Source organism: Streptomyces xanthophaeus, assembly GCF_030440515.1.
GTDB classification, from domain to species: Bacteria; Actinomycetota; Actinomycetes; order Streptomycetales; family Streptomycetaceae; genus Streptomyces; species Streptomyces kutzneri.
This window is the reverse complement of sequence record NZ_CP076543.1, coordinates 4,103,153-4,119,235: the sequence shown is the minus strand read 5'-3', so window position 1 is coordinate 4,119,235 and position 16,083 is coordinate 4,103,153. Positions and strand designations below refer to the sequence as shown.

General features: G+C 71.5%; 15 protein-coding genes and 1 pseudogene. 10 read left to right on the top strand and 6 right to left on the bottom strand.

Annotation, left to right across the window (positions count from 1 at the left end; translation table 11 throughout):
- Positions 1-16 precede the first annotated feature (16 nt).
- Positions 17-1,495, bottom strand: coding sequence for an NB-ARC domain-containing protein (locus KO717_RS18125; RefSeq protein ID WP_301368892.1), 1,479 nt, complete (start codon positions 1,493-1,495; stop codon positions 17-19).
- A 213-nt stretch (positions 1,496-1,708) separates the two neighbouring features.
- Here KO717_RS18125 and KO717_RS18120 point away from each other — a divergent pair, with 213 nt between their 5' ends.
- A complete protein-coding gene (locus KO717_RS18120) occupies positions 1,709-4,876 on the top strand; it encodes an AfsR/SARP family transcriptional regulator (protein ID WP_367401531.1) in 3,168 nt (1,055 codons plus the stop codon).
- Positions 4,877-4,946: 70 nt separating this feature from the next.
- Here the strand turns inward: KO717_RS18120 and KO717_RS18115 are convergent, their stop codons facing one another.
- Positions 4,947-5,129 carry a hypothetical protein gene (locus tag KO717_RS18115; RefSeq protein WP_301368890.1) on the bottom strand — a complete coding sequence of 61 codons (183 nt, stop codon included), beginning with the start codon at positions 5,127-5,129 and terminating at the stop codon, positions 4,947-4,949.
- Positions 5,130-5,214: 85 nt separating this feature from the next.
- Complete coding sequence (locus KO717_RS18110) at positions 5,215-6,090, bottom strand: hypothetical protein (RefSeq protein WP_301368888.1); 876 nt, start codon at positions 6,088-6,090, stop codon at positions 5,215-5,217.
- A 227-nt stretch (positions 6,091-6,317) separates the two neighbouring features.
- On the opposite strand from KO717_RS18110, the gene KO717_RS18105 reads away from it, so the two are divergent.
- Entirely contained in the window at positions 6,318-6,854 is a 537-nt protein-coding gene (locus tag KO717_RS18105) for a LysM peptidoglycan-binding domain-containing protein (RefSeq protein ID WP_301368886.1), read from the top strand.
- Between the two features lie 77 nt (positions 6,855-6,931).
- Here the strand turns inward: KO717_RS18105 and KO717_RS18100 are convergent, their stop codons facing one another.
- Positions 6,932-7,612, bottom strand: coding sequence for a DUF5324 family protein (locus KO717_RS18100; RefSeq protein ID WP_301374591.1), 681 nt, complete (start codon positions 7,610-7,612; stop codon positions 6,932-6,934).
- Between the two features lie 174 nt (positions 7,613-7,786).
- Here KO717_RS18100 and KO717_RS18095 point away from each other — a divergent pair, with 174 nt between their 5' ends.
- Both KO717_RS18095 and KO717_RS18090 read left to right on the top strand, forming a co-directional pair.
- Positions 7,787-8,314 (top strand): peptidylprolyl isomerase, encoded by a 528-nt coding sequence (locus KO717_RS18095; RefSeq protein WP_301374589.1) that lies wholly within the window; start codon positions 7,787-7,789, stop codon positions 8,312-8,314.
- Between the two features lie 115 nt (positions 8,315-8,429).
- Complete coding sequence (locus KO717_RS18090; RefSeq protein WP_301368884.1) at positions 8,430-9,308, top strand: rhomboid family intramembrane serine protease; 879 nt, start codon at positions 8,430-8,432, stop codon at positions 9,306-9,308.
- A 115-nt stretch (positions 9,309-9,423) separates the two neighbouring features.
- Here the strand turns inward: KO717_RS18090 and crgA are convergent, their stop codons facing one another.
- Positions 9,424-9,678, bottom strand: coding sequence for a cell division protein CrgA (crgA, locus tag KO717_RS18085; RefSeq protein ID WP_030383881.1), 255 nt, complete (start codon positions 9,676-9,678; stop codon positions 9,424-9,426).
- 91 nt (positions 9,679-9,769) lie between these two features.
- Here crgA and KO717_RS18080 point away from each other — a divergent pair, with 91 nt between their 5' ends.
- The 6 genes and pseudogenes from KO717_RS18080 (at position 9,770) to KO717_RS18055 (ending at position 13,740) form a co-directional block, all read left to right on the top strand.
- Positions 9,770-10,543, top strand: a complete 774-nt coding sequence (locus KO717_RS18080; RefSeq protein WP_301368882.1) for a DUF881 domain-containing protein — start codon at positions 9,770-9,772, stop codon at positions 10,541-10,543.
- Positions 10,515-11,279 carry a class E sortase gene (locus tag KO717_RS18075; RefSeq protein WP_301368880.1) on the top strand — a complete coding sequence of 255 codons (765 nt, stop codon included), beginning with the start codon at positions 10,515-10,517 and terminating at the stop codon, positions 11,277-11,279. The genes KO717_RS18080 and KO717_RS18075 overlap by 29 nt, the downstream gene beginning before the upstream one ends.
- 89 nt (positions 11,280-11,368) lie before the next feature.
- Positions 11,369-11,545, top strand: a complete 177-nt coding sequence (locus KO717_RS18070; protein ID WP_030011120.1) for a hypothetical protein — start codon at positions 11,369-11,371, stop codon at positions 11,543-11,545.
- Positions 11,542-12,180, top strand: a complete 639-nt coding sequence (locus KO717_RS18065) for an aminodeoxychorismate/anthranilate synthase component II (RefSeq protein WP_030011121.1) — start codon at positions 11,542-11,544, stop codon at positions 12,178-12,180. The genes KO717_RS18070 and KO717_RS18065 overlap by 4 nt, the downstream gene beginning before the upstream one ends.
- Positions 12,162-13,001: pseudogene (locus KO717_RS18060) on the top strand (class E sortase); the annotation flags it as partial. The gene KO717_RS18065 and the pseudogene KO717_RS18060, both read left to right, overlap by 19 nt.
- 13 nt (positions 13,002-13,014) lie before the next feature.
- The gene (locus tag KO717_RS18055; RefSeq protein ID WP_301368869.1) at positions 13,015-13,740 is read left to right on the top strand and encodes a class E sortase; all 726 of its coding nucleotides are present in this window, start codon (positions 13,015-13,017) and stop codon (positions 13,738-13,740) included.
- A gap of 220 nt (positions 13,741-13,960) precedes the next feature.
- Here the strand turns inward: KO717_RS18055 and pknB are convergent, their stop codons facing one another.
- Positions 13,961-15,982, bottom strand: a complete 2,022-nt coding sequence (pknB, locus tag KO717_RS18050; protein ID WP_301368867.1) for a Stk1 family PASTA domain-containing Ser/Thr kinase — start codon at positions 15,980-15,982, stop codon at positions 13,961-13,963.
- Between the last annotated feature and the right edge of the window lie 101 nt (positions 15,983-16,083).

The following is a 16,083-nucleotide window of genomic DNA, read 5'->3' as shown; positions in this document are numbered from 1 at the left end:
CCCCCGGGCGCCGGGCCTACCCCGACTGCCGCGCGTGCGCCTGGCCCCGCGCCGCCGCGGGCGCGGACGCCGGGTCCTCCTCCGTGGGGTCCGGCTGCGTCAGCGCGTACGCCCGGGCCATCGGCGTCAGTCCGTACTGCCCCGGCAGGTCGGAGTGGTCGAGCAGCCCCGCGTCGAGGAGCCGTTCGAGGAGGTCCTCCACCGGCTGGGCGGACCGCTCCACCAGCATGGCGAGCGCGTCCGCGGACTCGTACACCACGTTGTCCACGGAGGGCGGGTTGTCGGATCCGGCGAACTGGCGCAGCATCAGCCGCGCCCACGGGGTCAGCAGCCGGTAGGCGCTGTCGAGGCGGCCGGTCAGCGCGTCGTCCCCGATCTGCAGCCGGCCCAGGAAGCGGCCGGGGGCCCGCTCACCTGCGGGCCCGTCGTGGCCGCCCGGCCCGTCCCCGAGCAGCTCGGACACGGAGTCCTGGAGCATCCACTCGGGGCGGGCCGCGATGCGCCGGCCGGCGAGGTTGAGCGCCAGCGGCAGGTCCCCGCACGCGTCGGCGAGGCGCAGGCAGGCGCGCGGCTCGGTACCGACCCGGTCGCCGCCGAGAAGCTGCGCGAGCAGCTCCATCGACTCGTCGCGGTCCAGTGCGGGGAGCCGGATCCGGCCAATTCCGTCGAGGCCCAGTAGCCGCGATCGGCTGGTGATGATGATGCGGCTCTCGGGCGCCGCGATGAGAAGTTCCCGGATCTGCCGCTCGTGCTGGACGCCGTCCAGCACCACGAGCAGCCGCCGCCGGTTGAGGAGCGATCGGTACAGGCCAATTCTCTGACCGGGATCGTTCGGGATCCGGTCGGTGGGGATACCGAGCGCCTCCAGGAAACCGCCCGCGATCCCGGCGGCGTCCTTGCGGCCGTCGGCGGCCGGGTCGAGGTTCGCGTAGAGCTGCCCGTCGGGCAGGTTCACGGCGAGTTCGTGGGCGAGCCGCAGGGCGAAGGCCGTCTTGCCCACACCCACCTGACCGCTGATCACCAAGGGCGCCGCGGGGCGCTGCCCGCCGAACGAGGGGGCGGTCAGAGCCCGCGCCCGCTGGAGCAGCTCACGCCGTCCCACCAGGGGATGAGCCTCCATCGGCAGCTGTGCCGGGGGCGGCAGCACGGCGCGTACGTCGGCCGCGCGCAGCTCGTTCTCCTGGTGCTGCTGCACGGCTTTGACCGCCGGACGGGCGGTTCCGTCGTCCCCGTCGGCGCGCGCCGCCTCGTGCCAGCGGCGCTCCCAGGTGGCGCGGTCACCGCCACAGGCCTCGGCGAAGGCGAGGGCCACCTGAAGGGTCGGGAGGCGGTATCCGGCGGCCGCGTCGGAGAGCACGGACGCGGAGAACATGGCCCGGGTGGCCATGTCGCGGTAGCCGGGACTGCCGGCCGCGGTCCGCAGCCTGCGCAACTCCCGGGCGAACGCGGTGACTGGTCCGGCATCGGGGGCCAGTGGTCTCTCCAGTCTTCCCACAGCCTGCTCCTTCGGTACTCGCTCCGTGTGCTGCCTGCTCCGGGCCGCCCATGAACTGTCCGTGTCGCCCTTCCTGATCTGCTACCGGATGCTTACCGCCTGCTAGGGGTAACCCCTATGATCCGGCTGACATGACCTGGCCAGGGGTCTTGTTCATTTGGGGGTGGATGTCCGATGCCGGGGGCGGATGCGGAATCCGGGGAAAGACGAAGCGTGGACCCTGTGGGGGGCAGGCTGCGCTTCAACGTGCTCGGATCGCTTGAGGGATGGTTCGGAGAGGTACGGCTGAGGCTGGGGGGAGCGATCCAGGAACGGGTCCTGTGCGTCCTGCTGCTCGAAGCCGGCCGGGTGGTGCCCGTGGCCCGCCTCGTCGAGGCGACCTGGGAGAAGGACCCGCCGGTGACCGCGGCGCACCAGGTCCGCAAGGCCGTCGCCGACCTGCGGCGGCGCATACCCACCGGCACCGAGGTGATCGCCACCGACGGGCCGGGATACCGCGTGGTGGTGGCGGACGACCAGGTCGACCTGCTGGAGTTCGACACGCTCACCAGGGCGGCGGGCCAGGCGCTGCGGGAAGGCGCGCGGTCCGAGGCCGCCGAGGCACTGCGGTCCGCCCTCGCACTGTGGCGGGGCTCGGTCCTGTCCGGTACCGGCGGACCGGTGATCGAGGCCGCGGCGATCGCACTGGAGGAGCGCCGGCTGGCCGCAGCCGAGCAGTTCTTCGACCTGAGCCTCGCACTGGGCGAGAGCGGTGAACTCATCTCCGGCCTGCGGGCCCTGATCACCCAGCACCCGCTGCGGGAGACCCTGCGCGGCCAGCTGATGCTCGCCCTGTACCGATCCGGGCGCCAGGCCGAGGCGCTCAAGGAGTACGGAGAGGTCCGCGAGCTGCTCGTGGACGAGCTCGGGATCGACCCGGGCCCCCGGCTGGCCAAGCTGTACGAGGCGATCCTGCGGGACAGCCCCGAACTGGCCGCGCCCGAACGGCCGGCGCCGGTGCCCTCCGCGCCCGTACGACCGGTGCCCGGGCCGGCGGCCCCCGTGGAGCCGCTGCCCGAACCGGCCGTTCCCGTTCCCGCGGCCGCCGAGGGCGCGGCCGCCGAGCCCCCGGCCCGTACGGAACCGGTCCGGGAAGGAGAGCCGGGAACGCGCCTCGCGCCGGCCGACGCCCCGTGCACCCTGCCGTACGACCTGCCCGACTTCACCGGCCGTGCCAAGGAGCTCGCCGAGCTCTTCGACTATGTGCAGGACGAGAGCCGGGGCGGCGAGCGGTACGCCCGGATCGTGGCCATCGACGGCATGGGCGGCATGGGCAAGACCACCCTGGCCGTGCGCGCCGCACACCGGCTGGCCGGCCGGTATCCCGACGGGCAGCTCCACATCGACCTGCACGGATTCACCCCGGGCCGCGAGCCCGTGACGCCCACCGCCGCGCTCGACGGCCTGCTGCGGACCCTCGGTACCCCGGGCGACCGGATTCCCGAGGACCTGGAGGGGCGCACCGCCCTGTGGCGGTCGAAGCTGGACGGCCGGCGGATGCTGCTCCTGTTCGACAACGCGGTCGACGCGGCGCAGATCAGGCCCCTGCTGCCGGCCTCGCCCGGCTGTCTCGCCCTGATCACCAGCCGCGGGCGGCTGCTGGACCTCGACGGCGTCGAGTGGGTGTCCATCGGGATGATGGAGCCCGAGGACAGCACCAGCCTGATGGCGGAGACCCTCGGCACCACCCGGGTGGCCGCCGAGCCGGCGGCCTCCGCCGAACTGGCCGAGCTGTGCGGGCACCTGCCGCTGGCGCTGCGGATCGCGACCGCCCGGCTGCGCAACAGGCCGCGCTGGACGGTGCGTTATCTGGTCGAGCGGCTGCGTGACGAGAAACGCCGGATGGACGAGCTGAGTTCGGGGGACCGCAGCGTCGCGGCGACCCTGCGTCTGTCGTACCTGGCGATGGACGAGGAGTACCGGACCGCGTTCCGCATCCTCAGCCTGTACCCGTGCGCAGGGACGGACGTCCACTCGGCGGCGGCGCTCCTCGGCACCGCCGTCCGCGACGCCGAGGACGCCCTGGAGTTCCTGCTCGACGTCCACCTGGTCCAGCAGCCCGACATCGGCCTCTACACCTTCCACGACCTGGTGCGCAGTTTCGCGCAGAGTCTGCGGGGCCCGGCGACGGCGGACGACGACGCGGCGGCGGTCGAGCGGCTGCTCGGCTACTACCTGACGACCTCGGACGCCGCCTGCGAGGTGCTGTTCCCCAGCCGTGAACGCCGGCCCACCGGTATCCCGCCGTACCAGGGCGAACGGCCGTCCTTCCGGGACACCGAGCAGGCCCTGAGCTGGTTCGACCGGGAACAGGCCGGGCTGCTGGCGGCCGTGTCCCTGGCCGAGCGGTTCGGCCACGACCGGTACGCGGCCTGCCTGAGCCGCAACGTCGGCTTCCACCTGCACACGCACGGACAGCTCGACGAGTTCTGGAGCGTCGGGCACCTCGCGGTGGCCGCGGCCCGCCGGCTCGACGATCCCGCGCTCCTCGGCATCAGCCTGGCCAACCTGGGCGCCGCCTGCTGGAAGCTGGGCCGCTTCGAGGAGGGACTGGAGGTGGCCAGGGAGGCGCGCGACACGGCGATCCGGGCCGGGGACCGGCACACCGAGGCGAACAGCGAATCGACCATCGGGCTGCTGATGTCGATGCTCGGCCGGTACGAGGAGGCCTTACCGCTGGTGGAGCGGTCCGTCTCGATGGCCCAGGAACTGGGCAATCCGCGTGCGGAGTCGGAGAGCCTGACCATCCTCAGCACGCTGTACGAGCGGTGGGGCCGCTTCCCGGAAGCGGCGGAGGTCGCCCGTCGGGCGATCGAGATCGACCGTGACCTCGGTTACCGCAGCAACGAGATCGTGGCCCTGACCGATCTGGCCTTCGCCCAGGTGGGCCTCGGTGAGTTCGCCGAGGCGGACGCCAGCCTCGAGCGGGCCCGGGACCTGTGCGACGAGACCAGGTCGCCGGGGGACGTCGCCCTGGTGCTGGCACTGTCCGCCCAGATCGCGCACGAGCGGGGCGACGCGGTGCAGGCGCGTGCCTTCGCCGAGCGCTCCCTGGTGCTCGGGCGCACGAGCGGGGCCCCGATCCGGCTCGCGAAGGTCGAGAACGTCCTGGGCCAGCTCCACCTGCTGTGGGGGGAGCACGAGGTCGCGCTCGCCCTGCACGGCCACGCCCACAAGATCGCGGCGCCGATGAGCTTCCGGGCGGAGGAGGCGTCCGCGCTGGTGGGCCTCGCCGCGGCGGCCGAGGCGCTCGGTGATGCGGCGGCCGCTGCCCGGCACCGGGCGGCCGCCGAGGAGCTGTCCGATTTCATGGGCCTGCCGGCGCACCGCCGCAGGTACTGAGCGCGGAAACGGGACTGCCCCGCACCGGGGTCCGGTGCGGGGCAGTCCCGTGATGCGCACGGCAAGCAGGTCACCGACGGGTGGAGGGGGCCGGGGACGGGGCCGGGGAGGCGACCCCGGGGCCCTTGTCCTCCGCGAGGACCTGGTGGCCGGAGGGCTTACCGGTGTCGGCCTGGCTGTCGACCGTGACACCGAACCCGAACGCCAGGGTCGCCGCGATGATCCCGATCAGTCCGGCCAGCTTGCTGCGCATCTCTCGAACCCCCTGATGTGTACCCGGTGCGGCTTCCGTGTGGTGCGGTGGCCGCTCTCGACAAGACACAGACTGGCCGCAGCCCTTACCGGTCCGTTCCCCTCTCGATACCGCTCGTGACCGTGGCGCGGGAACGGCCGTCACCGCGCCGTTCCCGGTCCGGCTCCGTGGCCGCCGCGATACGTGATCCCCGCGCGCTGACCAGCACATCCGTCCGCGTGGTGCCCGATTCGTACCCGGCCAGATCCAGCAGGGCCCGAACCGTCGCGCGGATCCCGGCCTGCTCCGCGTCGCGCAGCGGCGCCGCCGTTCCCTCGGGGGCGATGTCGGCGACCAGGTGCATACCGTCGACGGTGAGGGTCTCCACCCTGAACTTGGCTCCGGTCAGGAGCTCTTCGACGAGGTAAGGGGCCGAGTGCCGTGCGGTGACGGCCTGTTCGGCCCACCGGGCCAGCGCGGGGCGGTCGTGCACCGGGACGGTCCACCAACACCCCGATTTGTCGGCCGACTTGATGACCACGGGCAGGGGGAACTCCTCCGCCAGGGAACACGCCTCGGTGACGGACCGGGCCTCCTCGGCACGTACCGCGGAGGTCCGGCTCTCATTGAGGATCCGCCGGATCGTCACGGCGTCCGGCAGTGCGCGGGCCGGCTTCCCGCGGCTCGCGGACAGCTCCCTCAGCACCTCCTCGGCGGCGGCCGCGGCCCCGCTGCCGAGACCCCGTTCGAGATCGCTCGAAAGATGGAGGATCTGCCCGATCCCGTGTTCGAGGACGGTGTCCGTCAGCAGGGTGCGCAGCGCGGCCGTGTCATCGAAGTCCACCCGGAGGAGCCGCTGTGGGGGCAGCTCCGCGGGAAGCCGTGCGTCCGGTGGGCGGGGTCCGGGATCGGACACCACCCACACGTCCAGGCCCGCCACGATCGCGGCGCTCACGAGCCCGGGTCCGGGCCTGACCAGCATTACCCGCTCCGCGGCCTGTCTGATGATCACAGAAATCTCCTCCATCGTGTCCCACGATGGTGGCGCCGGGCCTTCCCGGTACCTTCCCGCCGTGTTCCCGGACGGGCCGTGACCTGGCCCGAGTGTCCCCCGGACGGCCCCGTCGCAGGGCCGTGGGGCGCCCGGTGCAGGACAGTGGAAGGAGGTATCGATCCCGGGGGGCAGCATCACGCCGGAGGCGTACAGACATGGGACTCTTCGACTTCCTGAAGTCCGACAAGAAGAAGGCGCACGACGCCGCCGAGAAGGCGAACGAGCAGGTGCAGCAGCAGGCGGGCGAGGCCAGGAGGCCTTCCTCGGGTTCGGCGGCCGACGCCGCCTCGGCCACCCGGGCCACCGCCGAGCGCATGGCGGCGGCCGCGCCGCCCAGGCCCGCCCCCGCGACCCCGACCCCCACGTCCGCCGCGCACAAGGCGGTGCCCGCGGCCCCCAGGCCGACCGTGATGCCGAAGCCCGCGGCCTCCTCCGCCGCCGCGCCGGGTGCCATGCACACACCCACCCCGCACTCGGCCGCGCACAAGGCGGTACCGGCGGCCCCGATGCCGAAGCCCAGTGCCACCAGGCGCACGTACACCGTCCGGCCCGGTGACTCGCTCCCCGCGATCGCCCGGAACGAGCTCGGCAACGAGGCCCGCTGGCGTGAGCTCTACGCGATGAACAGGGGTGTCGTCGGCTCCAACCCCGACCTCGTCCGCCCGGGCATGGTCCTCACCCTCCCCGGCTGACGCGGCCGACGGCCCGGCGGACGCGGAAGGGGCCCGGATCCCTGTGAGCCGGATCCGGGCCCCTTCGCGTGCGCCGCTCAGAGCTGCTTGTCGTCGGGGCCGGCCTCGGCCTCGCGCTCCTTCTCCGCCAGCTCCTCGTCGAAGGCGGACGGCGCCGCGTCGCGTGCCGACAGCTCGGTGGCCGCCGGCGGTTCGACGAGCCAGTCCGGATTCGACTGCTGGTCCCACCACCGCCACGCCGCGTAGGCGGCGCAGGCCAGTACGCCGACCAGCGCGGCACCGCGCAGGAACTTCCCCGTGCGCGCGCGCCGCTCGTGGCGGCGTACGAGCTTCTGCACTTCCTTGGCCGTCACCTGGCCGCGCAGCGCCGCGAGCGCCGCCGTAGACCGGGACGCGGCCTCCTCGGCCACCGGCGTGGCGGCCGCGATCGCGCTCTCGATCTTCGGCTGGGTGTATTCGGCGGCCTGCCGCGCCGCCAGGCGCGCCTGTGTCGCCGCCCGGTCGACGGAGGGCGGCACGTGGGTCCGCGCCGCCTTGAGCCGTGGATGCAGATGGCAGTCGTAGGTCGTACGGGCGTGCTGGGCGGCGCTGGTCGCCGCGTACGACATCTTGGGCGCCAGCCGCTCGTTCGCTTCCTGGGCGTAGTGCACCGCGGCTTCCCTGGCGGATTCCGCGTACGGTGCCACCACTTCCGTCGCGTGCCGCACACTCTCCCTGGCGCTCTCGGCTGCCAGGCGCATGCTCTCCTTGCCGGTCACGGGATCCTCCTCCTCGGTGGCGGACACAGTTCACCTTTCCACCCTTTGTCGGATCATGCCTGCCATATCGCGGACAGGCATGTGTGACAGGGCATACGGGTGGAGGATTTCAGTGCCGCGGAGCGCTCCGTGCGACCATCTGGACCGACAGTGATGACTATGGAAGGCAGATCCGTGGCCGAGAAGCTCTACGCCACCCTGAAGACGACCCACGGCGACATCGAGATCGAGCTGCTGGAGAACTTCGCTCCGAAGACCGTCAGGAACTTCGTCGAGCTCGCCACGGGCGCCCGGGAATGGACCCGCCCCACCGACGGCCAGAAGACCACGGACCCGCTGTACGACGGCACCGTCTTCCACCGCGTCATCAGCGGCTTCATGATCCAGGGCGGCGACCCGCTCGGCAACGGCACCGGCGGCCCCGGCTACCGGTTCGCGGACGAGTTCCACCCCGACCTGGCCTTCACCAAGCCCTTCCTGCTCGCCATGGCCAACGCGGGCCCGGGCACCAACGGCTCGCAGTTCTTCATCACCGTCGCGCCCACCGCCTGGCTGACGCGCAAGCACACCATCTTCGGCGAGGTCACCGACCCGGCCAGCCAGAAGGTCGTGCAGGCCATCGCCGCCAGCGCCACCAACCCGCGCACCGAGCGCCCCCTGGACGACGTGATCATCCAGTCCGTGGTCGTCGAGAAGCGCTGACCGGGAAGCGCTGACGCCGGGAACCTTTCGGCCCCGCCCGTCCGTACTGGATACGTACGGGACCGGCGGGGCGCCCCCCGGCCCCTCCCTGCCCCGCCGCTGACCTAGGGAACCGATGGACACCGACCGTCTGCCGGGCTGCTACCGCCACCCGGACCGCGACACGGGGATCAGCTGCACCCGCTGCGAGCGCCCCATCTGCCCCGAGTGCATGATCAGCGCCTCGGTCGGCTTCCAGTGTCCCGAGTGCGTCCGCGCGGGCTCCGGCACCGGGCACCACCCGACCGCGAACGCCCCGCGCACCGTCGCGGGCGGCGTGGTCGCCGCCGATCCCCACCTGGTCACCAAGATCCTCATCGGGATCAACGTCCTGGTGTTCCTCGCGGCGCTCTTCGACCCGGCGCTCGCGGTCCAGCTGGAGCTGATCGGCGGCCGGTACCGGGAGTACCTCGGCGGCCCGGTCCACGGGGTGGCCACGGGTGAGTACCACCGGCTGCTGACCTCGGTCTTCCTGCACGTCGAGTGGTGGCACATCATCGGCAACATGATCGGGCTGTGGGTGATCGGCGGGCCGCTGGAGGCGGCGCTGGGCCGGGTCCGCTATCTCGCGGTCTTCCTGCTCTCGGGCCTGGGCGGCAGCGCGCTGGTCTACCTGCTGAGCGAGCCGTACGTGCCGACCCTCGGCGCCTCCGGCGCCGTCTTCGGCCTGCTCGGCGCCACCGTCGTCCTGGCGAAGCGGCTGCGCTACGAGATGCGGCCGGTGATCGTCATGGTCGTGTTGATGCTGGTGCTGACCTTCGTACCGCTCGGCGGATCGCTCACCGTGTCCTGGCAGGCCCATGTGGGTGGCCTGGTCACCGGAGCGCTGGTGGGTCTGGGCATGCTCATGCCAGCCGCCGGCCGCAATCGCGCACTGGTCCAGTGGGGCACCTGCGCGGTGGCTTTTCTGCTGGCCGCGATGGTGATTCTGATCCGCACCGCGGAACTCACCTGATCACACCGGCGTCAACTCTCCACAGAGTTATCCACAGATCTTCTGTCTTTTCCTCAGGTGTGGATGACGCTGTGGATAACTCATGGGGAGAGCTTCCATCAGGGGCTGTCGGGTGCTACTTCCACTGCGTGGATACGCCGAATCCGGCAGCGATGAAGCCGAAACCGACCACAATGTTCCAATTGCCCAGAGCCTCGATCGGCAGCTGGGTCTCGGTCACGTAGAAAACGACGATCCACGCGAGTCCGATCAGGAAGAACGCCAGCATGACCGGGGCGACCCAGCTGCGATTCGTGAGCCGGATGCTCTGCGGCTGCCGGGTCGGCGGCGGCGTGTAGTCGTCCTTCTTGCGGATACGTGACTTCGGCACGAGGGGCTCTCCTGTCGATGCGCTGGGGACCTTGCCTGCCCCGGGCGTCCGTTAGCGTAGTGGACCTGTGGCGTTGAAGGAGAAGGGTACGTTGAGCAATTCAGACGACTCCTCCGCGGGTCCCCGTCGCCGGGCCAGGCCGGTCCGGCTGCTGACGGCCGCCGTCTTCGCCCTGGCCGGGCTGCTCTTCGTCACCAGTTTCAACACCTCCAAGGGTACGAACATCCGGACGGATGCCTCACTCCTGAAGCTGTCGGACCTCATCAAGGAGCGCAGCCAGGACAACGCGGCGCTGGAGCAGAGCACCGCGGCCGCACGCGGCCGGGTGGACGCCCTCGCGGAGCGTGACGACGGCAGCACCAAGGCCGAGGACGCCAAGCTGGCCGCCCTGCGCGCCGCCTCCGGCACCGAGGAGCTGACCGGCAAGGGTCTGACGGTCACCCTGAACGACGCCCCGCCGAACGCCACCGCCCGCATCCCCAACGTGCCCGAACCGCAGCCCAACGACCTGGTGATCCACCAGCAGGACCTGCAGGCCGTGGTCAACGCGCTCTGGCGCGGCGGTGCCCAGGGCATCCAGGTCATGGACCAGCGGCTGATCTCCACCAGCGCGGTGCGCTGCGTGGGCAACACCCTGATCCTCCAGGGCCGGGTCTACTCGCCGCCGTACAAGATCTCGGCGGTCGGCGACCCGGGCGCGATGAAGAAGGCCCTGGCCGCCTCTCCGGCCCTGCAGAACTACCAGCTGTACGTGAACGCGTACGGGCTCGGCTGGAAAGTGGACGAGCACAAGGCGCTGACACTTCCCGGCTACTCCGGCACAGTGGACCTCCACTATGCGAAGCCGGTGGCGCCCACCCCGTGATCGGGTCCGTCCTGACGTCGTACTGCGCCTGGTGGTACGGACGTTCAGCGAGGTGTGCCTGACGGCGGGCACGCTGATCGTGCTCTTCGTCGCGTACGTCCTGCTGTGGACCGGGGTCAAGGCCGACCGGGCCATGGACGGGGAGATGGACCGGATGCGCGACCGCTGGGCGGCCGCCCCGGCGGCCCCGGCCGCCGCGCCGCAGCCGGAACCGCCGAAGGCCCCGCCGGTGTCCCCGCCGCCCACCGCGGAGCCGGAGCGCCACCCCGCCGGCCGGGCCTTCGCGGAGATGTACGTCCCGCGCTTCGGCCCGGACTGGGTCAAGCCCGTCCTGGAGGGCACCGACCCCGAACTGCTGAAGAAGGGACTCGGCCACTACGCCGCCACCGCCCCCCTCGGCGCCACCGGGAACTTCTCGGTGGCCGGCCACCGGCGCACCTACGGGGACCCCTTCAAGGACTTCCCGCAACTGCGTCCGGGCGACGAGGTGATCCTCAAGGACGCGAGCACCTGGTACACGTACACGCTGCGGTCCGCACCCCTGCGCACCCTGCCCACCGATGTCGCCGTGGTCGATCCGGTCCCGGAGAGATCACCGTTCCGGGTGCCCGGCCGCTATCTGACGCTGACGACCTGCGATCCGGAATGGGGTCACAGCCACCGGCTGGTCGTCTGGGCGGAGCTGACCGGTACGCGCCCCGCCGCCCAGGGGCGGCCGGAGGGTTTGTCCGGGTGACCCACCCTTTCGGGCCGCTGCCTTTAGTCTGTTCGCGTACCGCCCCTGCGGTGCGTTGAACGAACGTGGACGAAAAGGAATCAGGCGGCATGTACGGCTGGATCTGGCGGCACCTGCCGGGAAACGCGTGGGTACGCGCGCTGATCTCACTCGTACTGGTCCTCGCGGTGGTCTTCGTGCTGTTCCAGTACGTCTTCCCCTGGGCCGAGCCGCTTCTTCCGTTCAACGATGTGACGGTGGACGAGGGATCGGGAGCCACTCCGTGAGCGCGCGCATTCTGGTTGTGGACAACTACGACAGCTTTGTCTTCAACCTGGTCCAGTACCTCTACCAGCTCGGTGCCGAATGCGAGGTGCTGCGCAACGACGAGGTCGAGCTCTCGCACGCGCAGGACGGCTTCGACGGCGTGCTGCTGTCACCCGGCCCCGGTACGCCGGAGGAGGCGGGTGTCTGCATCGACATGGTCCGCCACTGCGCGCGCACGGCCGTTCCCGTCTTCGGCGTGTGCCTCGGCATGCAGTCGATGGCGGTCGCCTACGGAGGCGTCGTGGGCCGGGCTCCCGAGCTGCTGCACGGCAAGACCTCACCCGTGATCCACGAGGGTCTCGGGGTGTTCGAGGGACTGCCGTCGCCGTTCACCGCGACCCGCTACCACTCCCTCGCCGCCGAGCCCGGGACCCTGCCGGACGCGCTGGAGGTCACGGCGCGGACCGAGGACGGGATCATCATGGGCCTGCGCCACCGGGAGCACGACGTCGAGGGCGTCCAGTTCCACCCCGAGTCGGTGCTGACCGAGTGGGGACACCGCATGCTCGCCAACTGGCTGGTGCGGTGCGGTGACGCGGGTGCCGTGGAGCGCTCGGTGGGGCTGGCCCCGGTGGTGGGCAAGGCCGTCGCGTGACCACGGTCGCGCCGTCCGCGCCCACGCAGGGCCGGGCCGCGCGACGCAGGGCCGCTCAGGAAGCCGCCAAACAGGCCGCCCGACGCACCCGCAGGCGGGGCGGCCGGCGGCGCAGGCGGCCCGCCTCGGGCGGCCCGGTGGTCATCGCGAGCCGGCTGGGCGGAGAACTGTTCATCACGGCGGGCCTGGTGATGCTGCTGTTCGTCGCCTACCAGCTCTGGTACACGAACCTGCTGGCGGAGCGGGTGGCGAACGGCGCCGCCGGCTCCCTGCGCCAGACCTGGGAGCAGGATCCTGGCGGCTCCGCGGCCGCACCGCCGCCCGTGACGGCCTTCGAGCCCGGCCAGGGCTTCGCGATCCTCCACATCCCGAAGCTGGACGTGAAGGTCCCGGTGGCGGAGGGCATCAGCAAGCCGAAGGTGCTGGACAAGGGCATGGTCGGCCATTACGGCGACGGCGCGCTGAAGTCGGCGATGCCGGCCGACAAGGCGGGCAACTTCGCGGTGGCCGGACACCGCAACACCCACGGCGAGCCGTTCCGCTACATCAACCGGCTGGTGCCCGGGGATCCCGTCGTGGTCGAGACCCGGGACGCGTACTACACGTACGAGATGACCTCGTCGCTCGCGCAGACCCCGCCGTCGAACGTGGCGGTGATCAAGCCCGTGCCGGAGGGGTCGGGATTCACATCCGAGGGCCGGTACATCACGCTGACCACCTGCACCCCGGAGTTCACCAGCACCTACCGGATGATCGTATGGGGCAGGATGACCGAGGAACGCCCCCGCAGCCAGGGCCCGCCGCCCGCGCTGACCAGCTAAGGACGAATCAGCAGTGTCACGTGCCCGCCGCCGCGCCGCGGCCCCGCCCGCCGGCAACCGCAGTGTGCTCGCCGGATTCCTGAGCCTGCTGGGCGAGGTCCTGATCACCGTGGGCCTGGTGCTGGGCCTGTTCGTGGCCTACTCGCTGTGGTGGACGAACGTGCTCGCGGACCGGCAGGCGTCGGCGCGCGGCGACGAGGTCCGCCAGCAGTGGCAGGCCCCCTCCCCGCCGGCCGCCGGACCCGGGGCGCTGGACACCCAGGACGGGGTCGGCTTCCTGCACGTACCGGCGATGAAGAACGGCGAGGTGCTCGTCAAGCCGGGGACCGACCCGGACGTCCTCGACGACGGTGTGGCCGGGTACTACACGCAGCCGGTGAAGTCGGCTCTGCCGTGGGACGAGAAGGGCAACTTCTCGCTGGCCGCGCACCGGGACGGCCACGGGGCGAAGTTCCACAACATCGACAAGGTGAAGAGCGGAGACGCGATCGTCTTCGAGACCCGCGACACCTGGTACGTCTACAAGGTCTTCGCGGAGCTGCGCCAGACCTCGAAGTACAACACCGACGTGATCAGCGCGGTCCCCAAGGACTCGGGGAGGACCGCCCCCGGCCGGTACATCACGCTCACCACCTGCACGCCGGTCTACACCTCGAAGTACCGGTACATCGTGTGGGGCGAGCTGGTCCGGACGGAGAAGGTGGACGCGAAGCGGACCCCGCCGGCCGAACTGCGCTGAGCGCCGGCCGGGACCGGAGCGGGCCCGGCACCACCAGGACCCCACAAGGCCCCTGTGGGCGGCTCTGACGCCTCCCGGGCCCCACGAGGCCCACGCGTCCCGGATGCGGCCGCAGGCGGCCGCACAGCGGCGGGACGCACAAAGGTCCGGCCTCCCTCCCCGATGCCGGGGAGGGAGGCCGGACCTTCGCACTGTGCCGCCGGGCGCGGCGGCGGTCGCGTCAGCGGTTGTCGCCCAGGCCGCCGAAGCCGCCGCCGTTGTTGTTGCCGCCCTGCTGCTGGCCGCCGCCGCCGAAGGCGATGACGTTCACGGTCTGGCCCGTGTTGACCGGGGTGCCCGGCTGCGGGTCGGTGGTCACGACGATCGCGTTGCCGTCCGTGGAGCCGGTGACGACGCCGAGGCGGAGGTTGGCGCGCCGCAGCTCTTCCTTGTACTGGTCCACGGTGCGGCCGGCGAAGTTGGGCACCGTGGTCTGCGCCGAGGCCTTGGCGATGGTGATGTTCACCGTCTTGCCCACGTCGAGCGACTCGCCCGCCGCGAACTGCTGGTCGACGACCGTGCCCGGTACGGCTCCGGGCTGCTCGGTCTCCGTCACGCTGCCGAGCCTGAGCTTGGCGTCCGTGAGGGCCTTGATCGCCTCGTCCTTCTTCTTGCCCCTGAGCTCCGGCACGCTCGCCTTGGAGATCTCCTTGGCGACGGTCAGCGTGACGACGCTGTTCCGCTCCGCCTCGCCGCCCTTCGGGCTCTGGTCGAGGACGGTCCCGGCGGTGCGCTCGGACTCCTGGGGCTTGCGGTCGACCTGCAGGCCCTTCTCCTTGAGCACCTTCTCCGCGTCCTCGAACTTGAGGTTGACCACGTCGGGGACCGTCACCTTGGGCGCGCCCGTGGAGACCGTCACCGTGATGGTGGTGCCCTCATCGGCCTTGGTGTCGGCCGCGGGTTCCTGCTTGCAGACGTTGCCCTTGGGCTGGTCCTCGCAGGGTGCGTCGGCGCCCTTGACCACCTTGAGCCCGACGCTGTCGCCGCTCTTCTGCGCCCGTTCGAGGGTCTGGCCGACGAGCTTGGGCACGGTGGGCCGGTTGTCGGCGCCCTCACCGAAGAGGGAACGGCCGATGAGGATCGCGCCGACCAGCACGAGGATGCCCGCCGCGACGAGCAGGACGGTGGACGCCTTGCTCTTCTTCTGGCGGCGGTTCGGGCCCTGGTCGTAGCCGCCCTGGTCGCCGTAGCCGTAGCCGCCGTCGCCCGGGGGCATGGGCGGCATCATCGACGTCTGGCCACCGGGGTCGGTGGTGCGCAGCGCCGCGGTGGGCTGGTCGTAGCCCTGGTGCCCGTAGCCGTGCCCCTGGTCGGGGTAGCCGTAGCCGCCGGCCGCACCCATCGTGGCGGCGGCGGCGACGGGCTGGCCGTCGAGGCAGGCCTCGATGTCGGCACGCATCTCGTCGGCCGACTGGTAGCGGTAATCGGGGTCCTTGACCAGTGCCTTGAGGACGATGGCGTCCATCTCGGGCGTGATCTCGGGATCGAAGTTCGACGGCGGCTGCGGCTCTTCCCGTACGTGCTGGTAGGCGACGGCCACGGGGGAGTCGCCGACGAACGGGGGCCGGACGCTGAGGAGCTCGTAGAGCAGGCAGCCCGCGGAGTAGAGGTCGGAGCGCGCGTCGACCTGCTCGCCCTTGGCCTGCTCGGGCGAGAGGTACTGGGCGGTGCCGATGACGGCGGCCGTCTGCGTCATGGTCATGCCGGAGTCGCCCATGGCGCGGGCGATGCCGAAGTCCATGACCTTGACCTGGCCGGTGCGGGTCAGCATCACGTTGGCGGGCTTGATGTCGCGGTGCACGATGCCGGCGCGGTGCGAGTACTCCAGCGCCTGGAGGATGCCGATGCACATCTCCAGCGTGCGCTCGGGCAGCAGCTTGCGGCCCGAGTGCAGCAGCTCGCGCAGCGTGGAACCGTCGACGTACTCCATCACGATGTACGGGATGGAGATGTTGTCGACGTAGTCCTCGCCGGTGTCGTAGACCGCGACGATCGCCGGGTGGTTCAGCGACGCGGCCGACTGGGCCTCGCGCCGGAACCGGGCCTGGAAGGACGGGTCACGGGCGAGGTCGGCGCGCAGGGTCTTGACGGCGACGGTACGGCCGAGCCGGGTGTCGTGGGCGAGGTAGACCTCGGCCATGCCACCACGGCCGAGCACGTGGCTCAGCTCGTACCGGCCGCCGAGGCGACGCGGCTCTTCCATAACGTTGCAGCCCTCTCCGTCAGTCCCGACCGCACCTGTGTGTGGTCCGGCGGTGTGCTGTTCGCGCAAAGGCTACCGGCCGATCGTCCGTGATCGGTTCG

What these genes read in the sequence shown, in the direction of transcription:
- KO717_RS18115 (WP_301368890.1), bottom strand. Translation starts at nt 5,129, where the DNA reads ATGCGCAGCAAGCTGGCCGGACTGATCGGGATCATCGCGGCGACCCTG.
- KO717_RS18110 (WP_301368888.1), bottom strand. Translation starts at nt 6,090, where the DNA reads ATGCTGGTCAGGCCCGGACCCGGGCTCGTGAGCGCCGCGATCGTGGCG.
- KO717_RS18105 (WP_301368886.1), top strand. Translation starts at nt 6,318, where the DNA reads ATGGGACTCTTCGACTTCCTGAAGTCCGACAAGAAGAAGGCGCACGAC.
- KO717_RS18090 (WP_301368884.1), top strand. Translation starts at nt 8,430, where the DNA reads ATGGACACCGACCGTCTGCCGGGCTGCTACCGCCACCCGGACCGCGAC.
- KO717_RS18075 (WP_301368880.1), top strand. Translation starts at nt 10,515, where the DNA reads ATGCGAAGCCGGTGGCGCCCACCCCGTGATCGGGTCCGTCCTGACGTC.
- KO717_RS18070 (WP_030011120.1), top strand. Translation starts at nt 11,369, where the DNA reads ATGTACGGCTGGATCTGGCGGCACCTGCCGGGAAACGCGTGGGTACGC.
- pknB (WP_301368867.1), bottom strand. Translation starts at nt 15,982, where the DNA reads ATGGAAGAGCCGCGTCGCCTCGGCGGCCGGTACGAGCTGAGCCACGTG.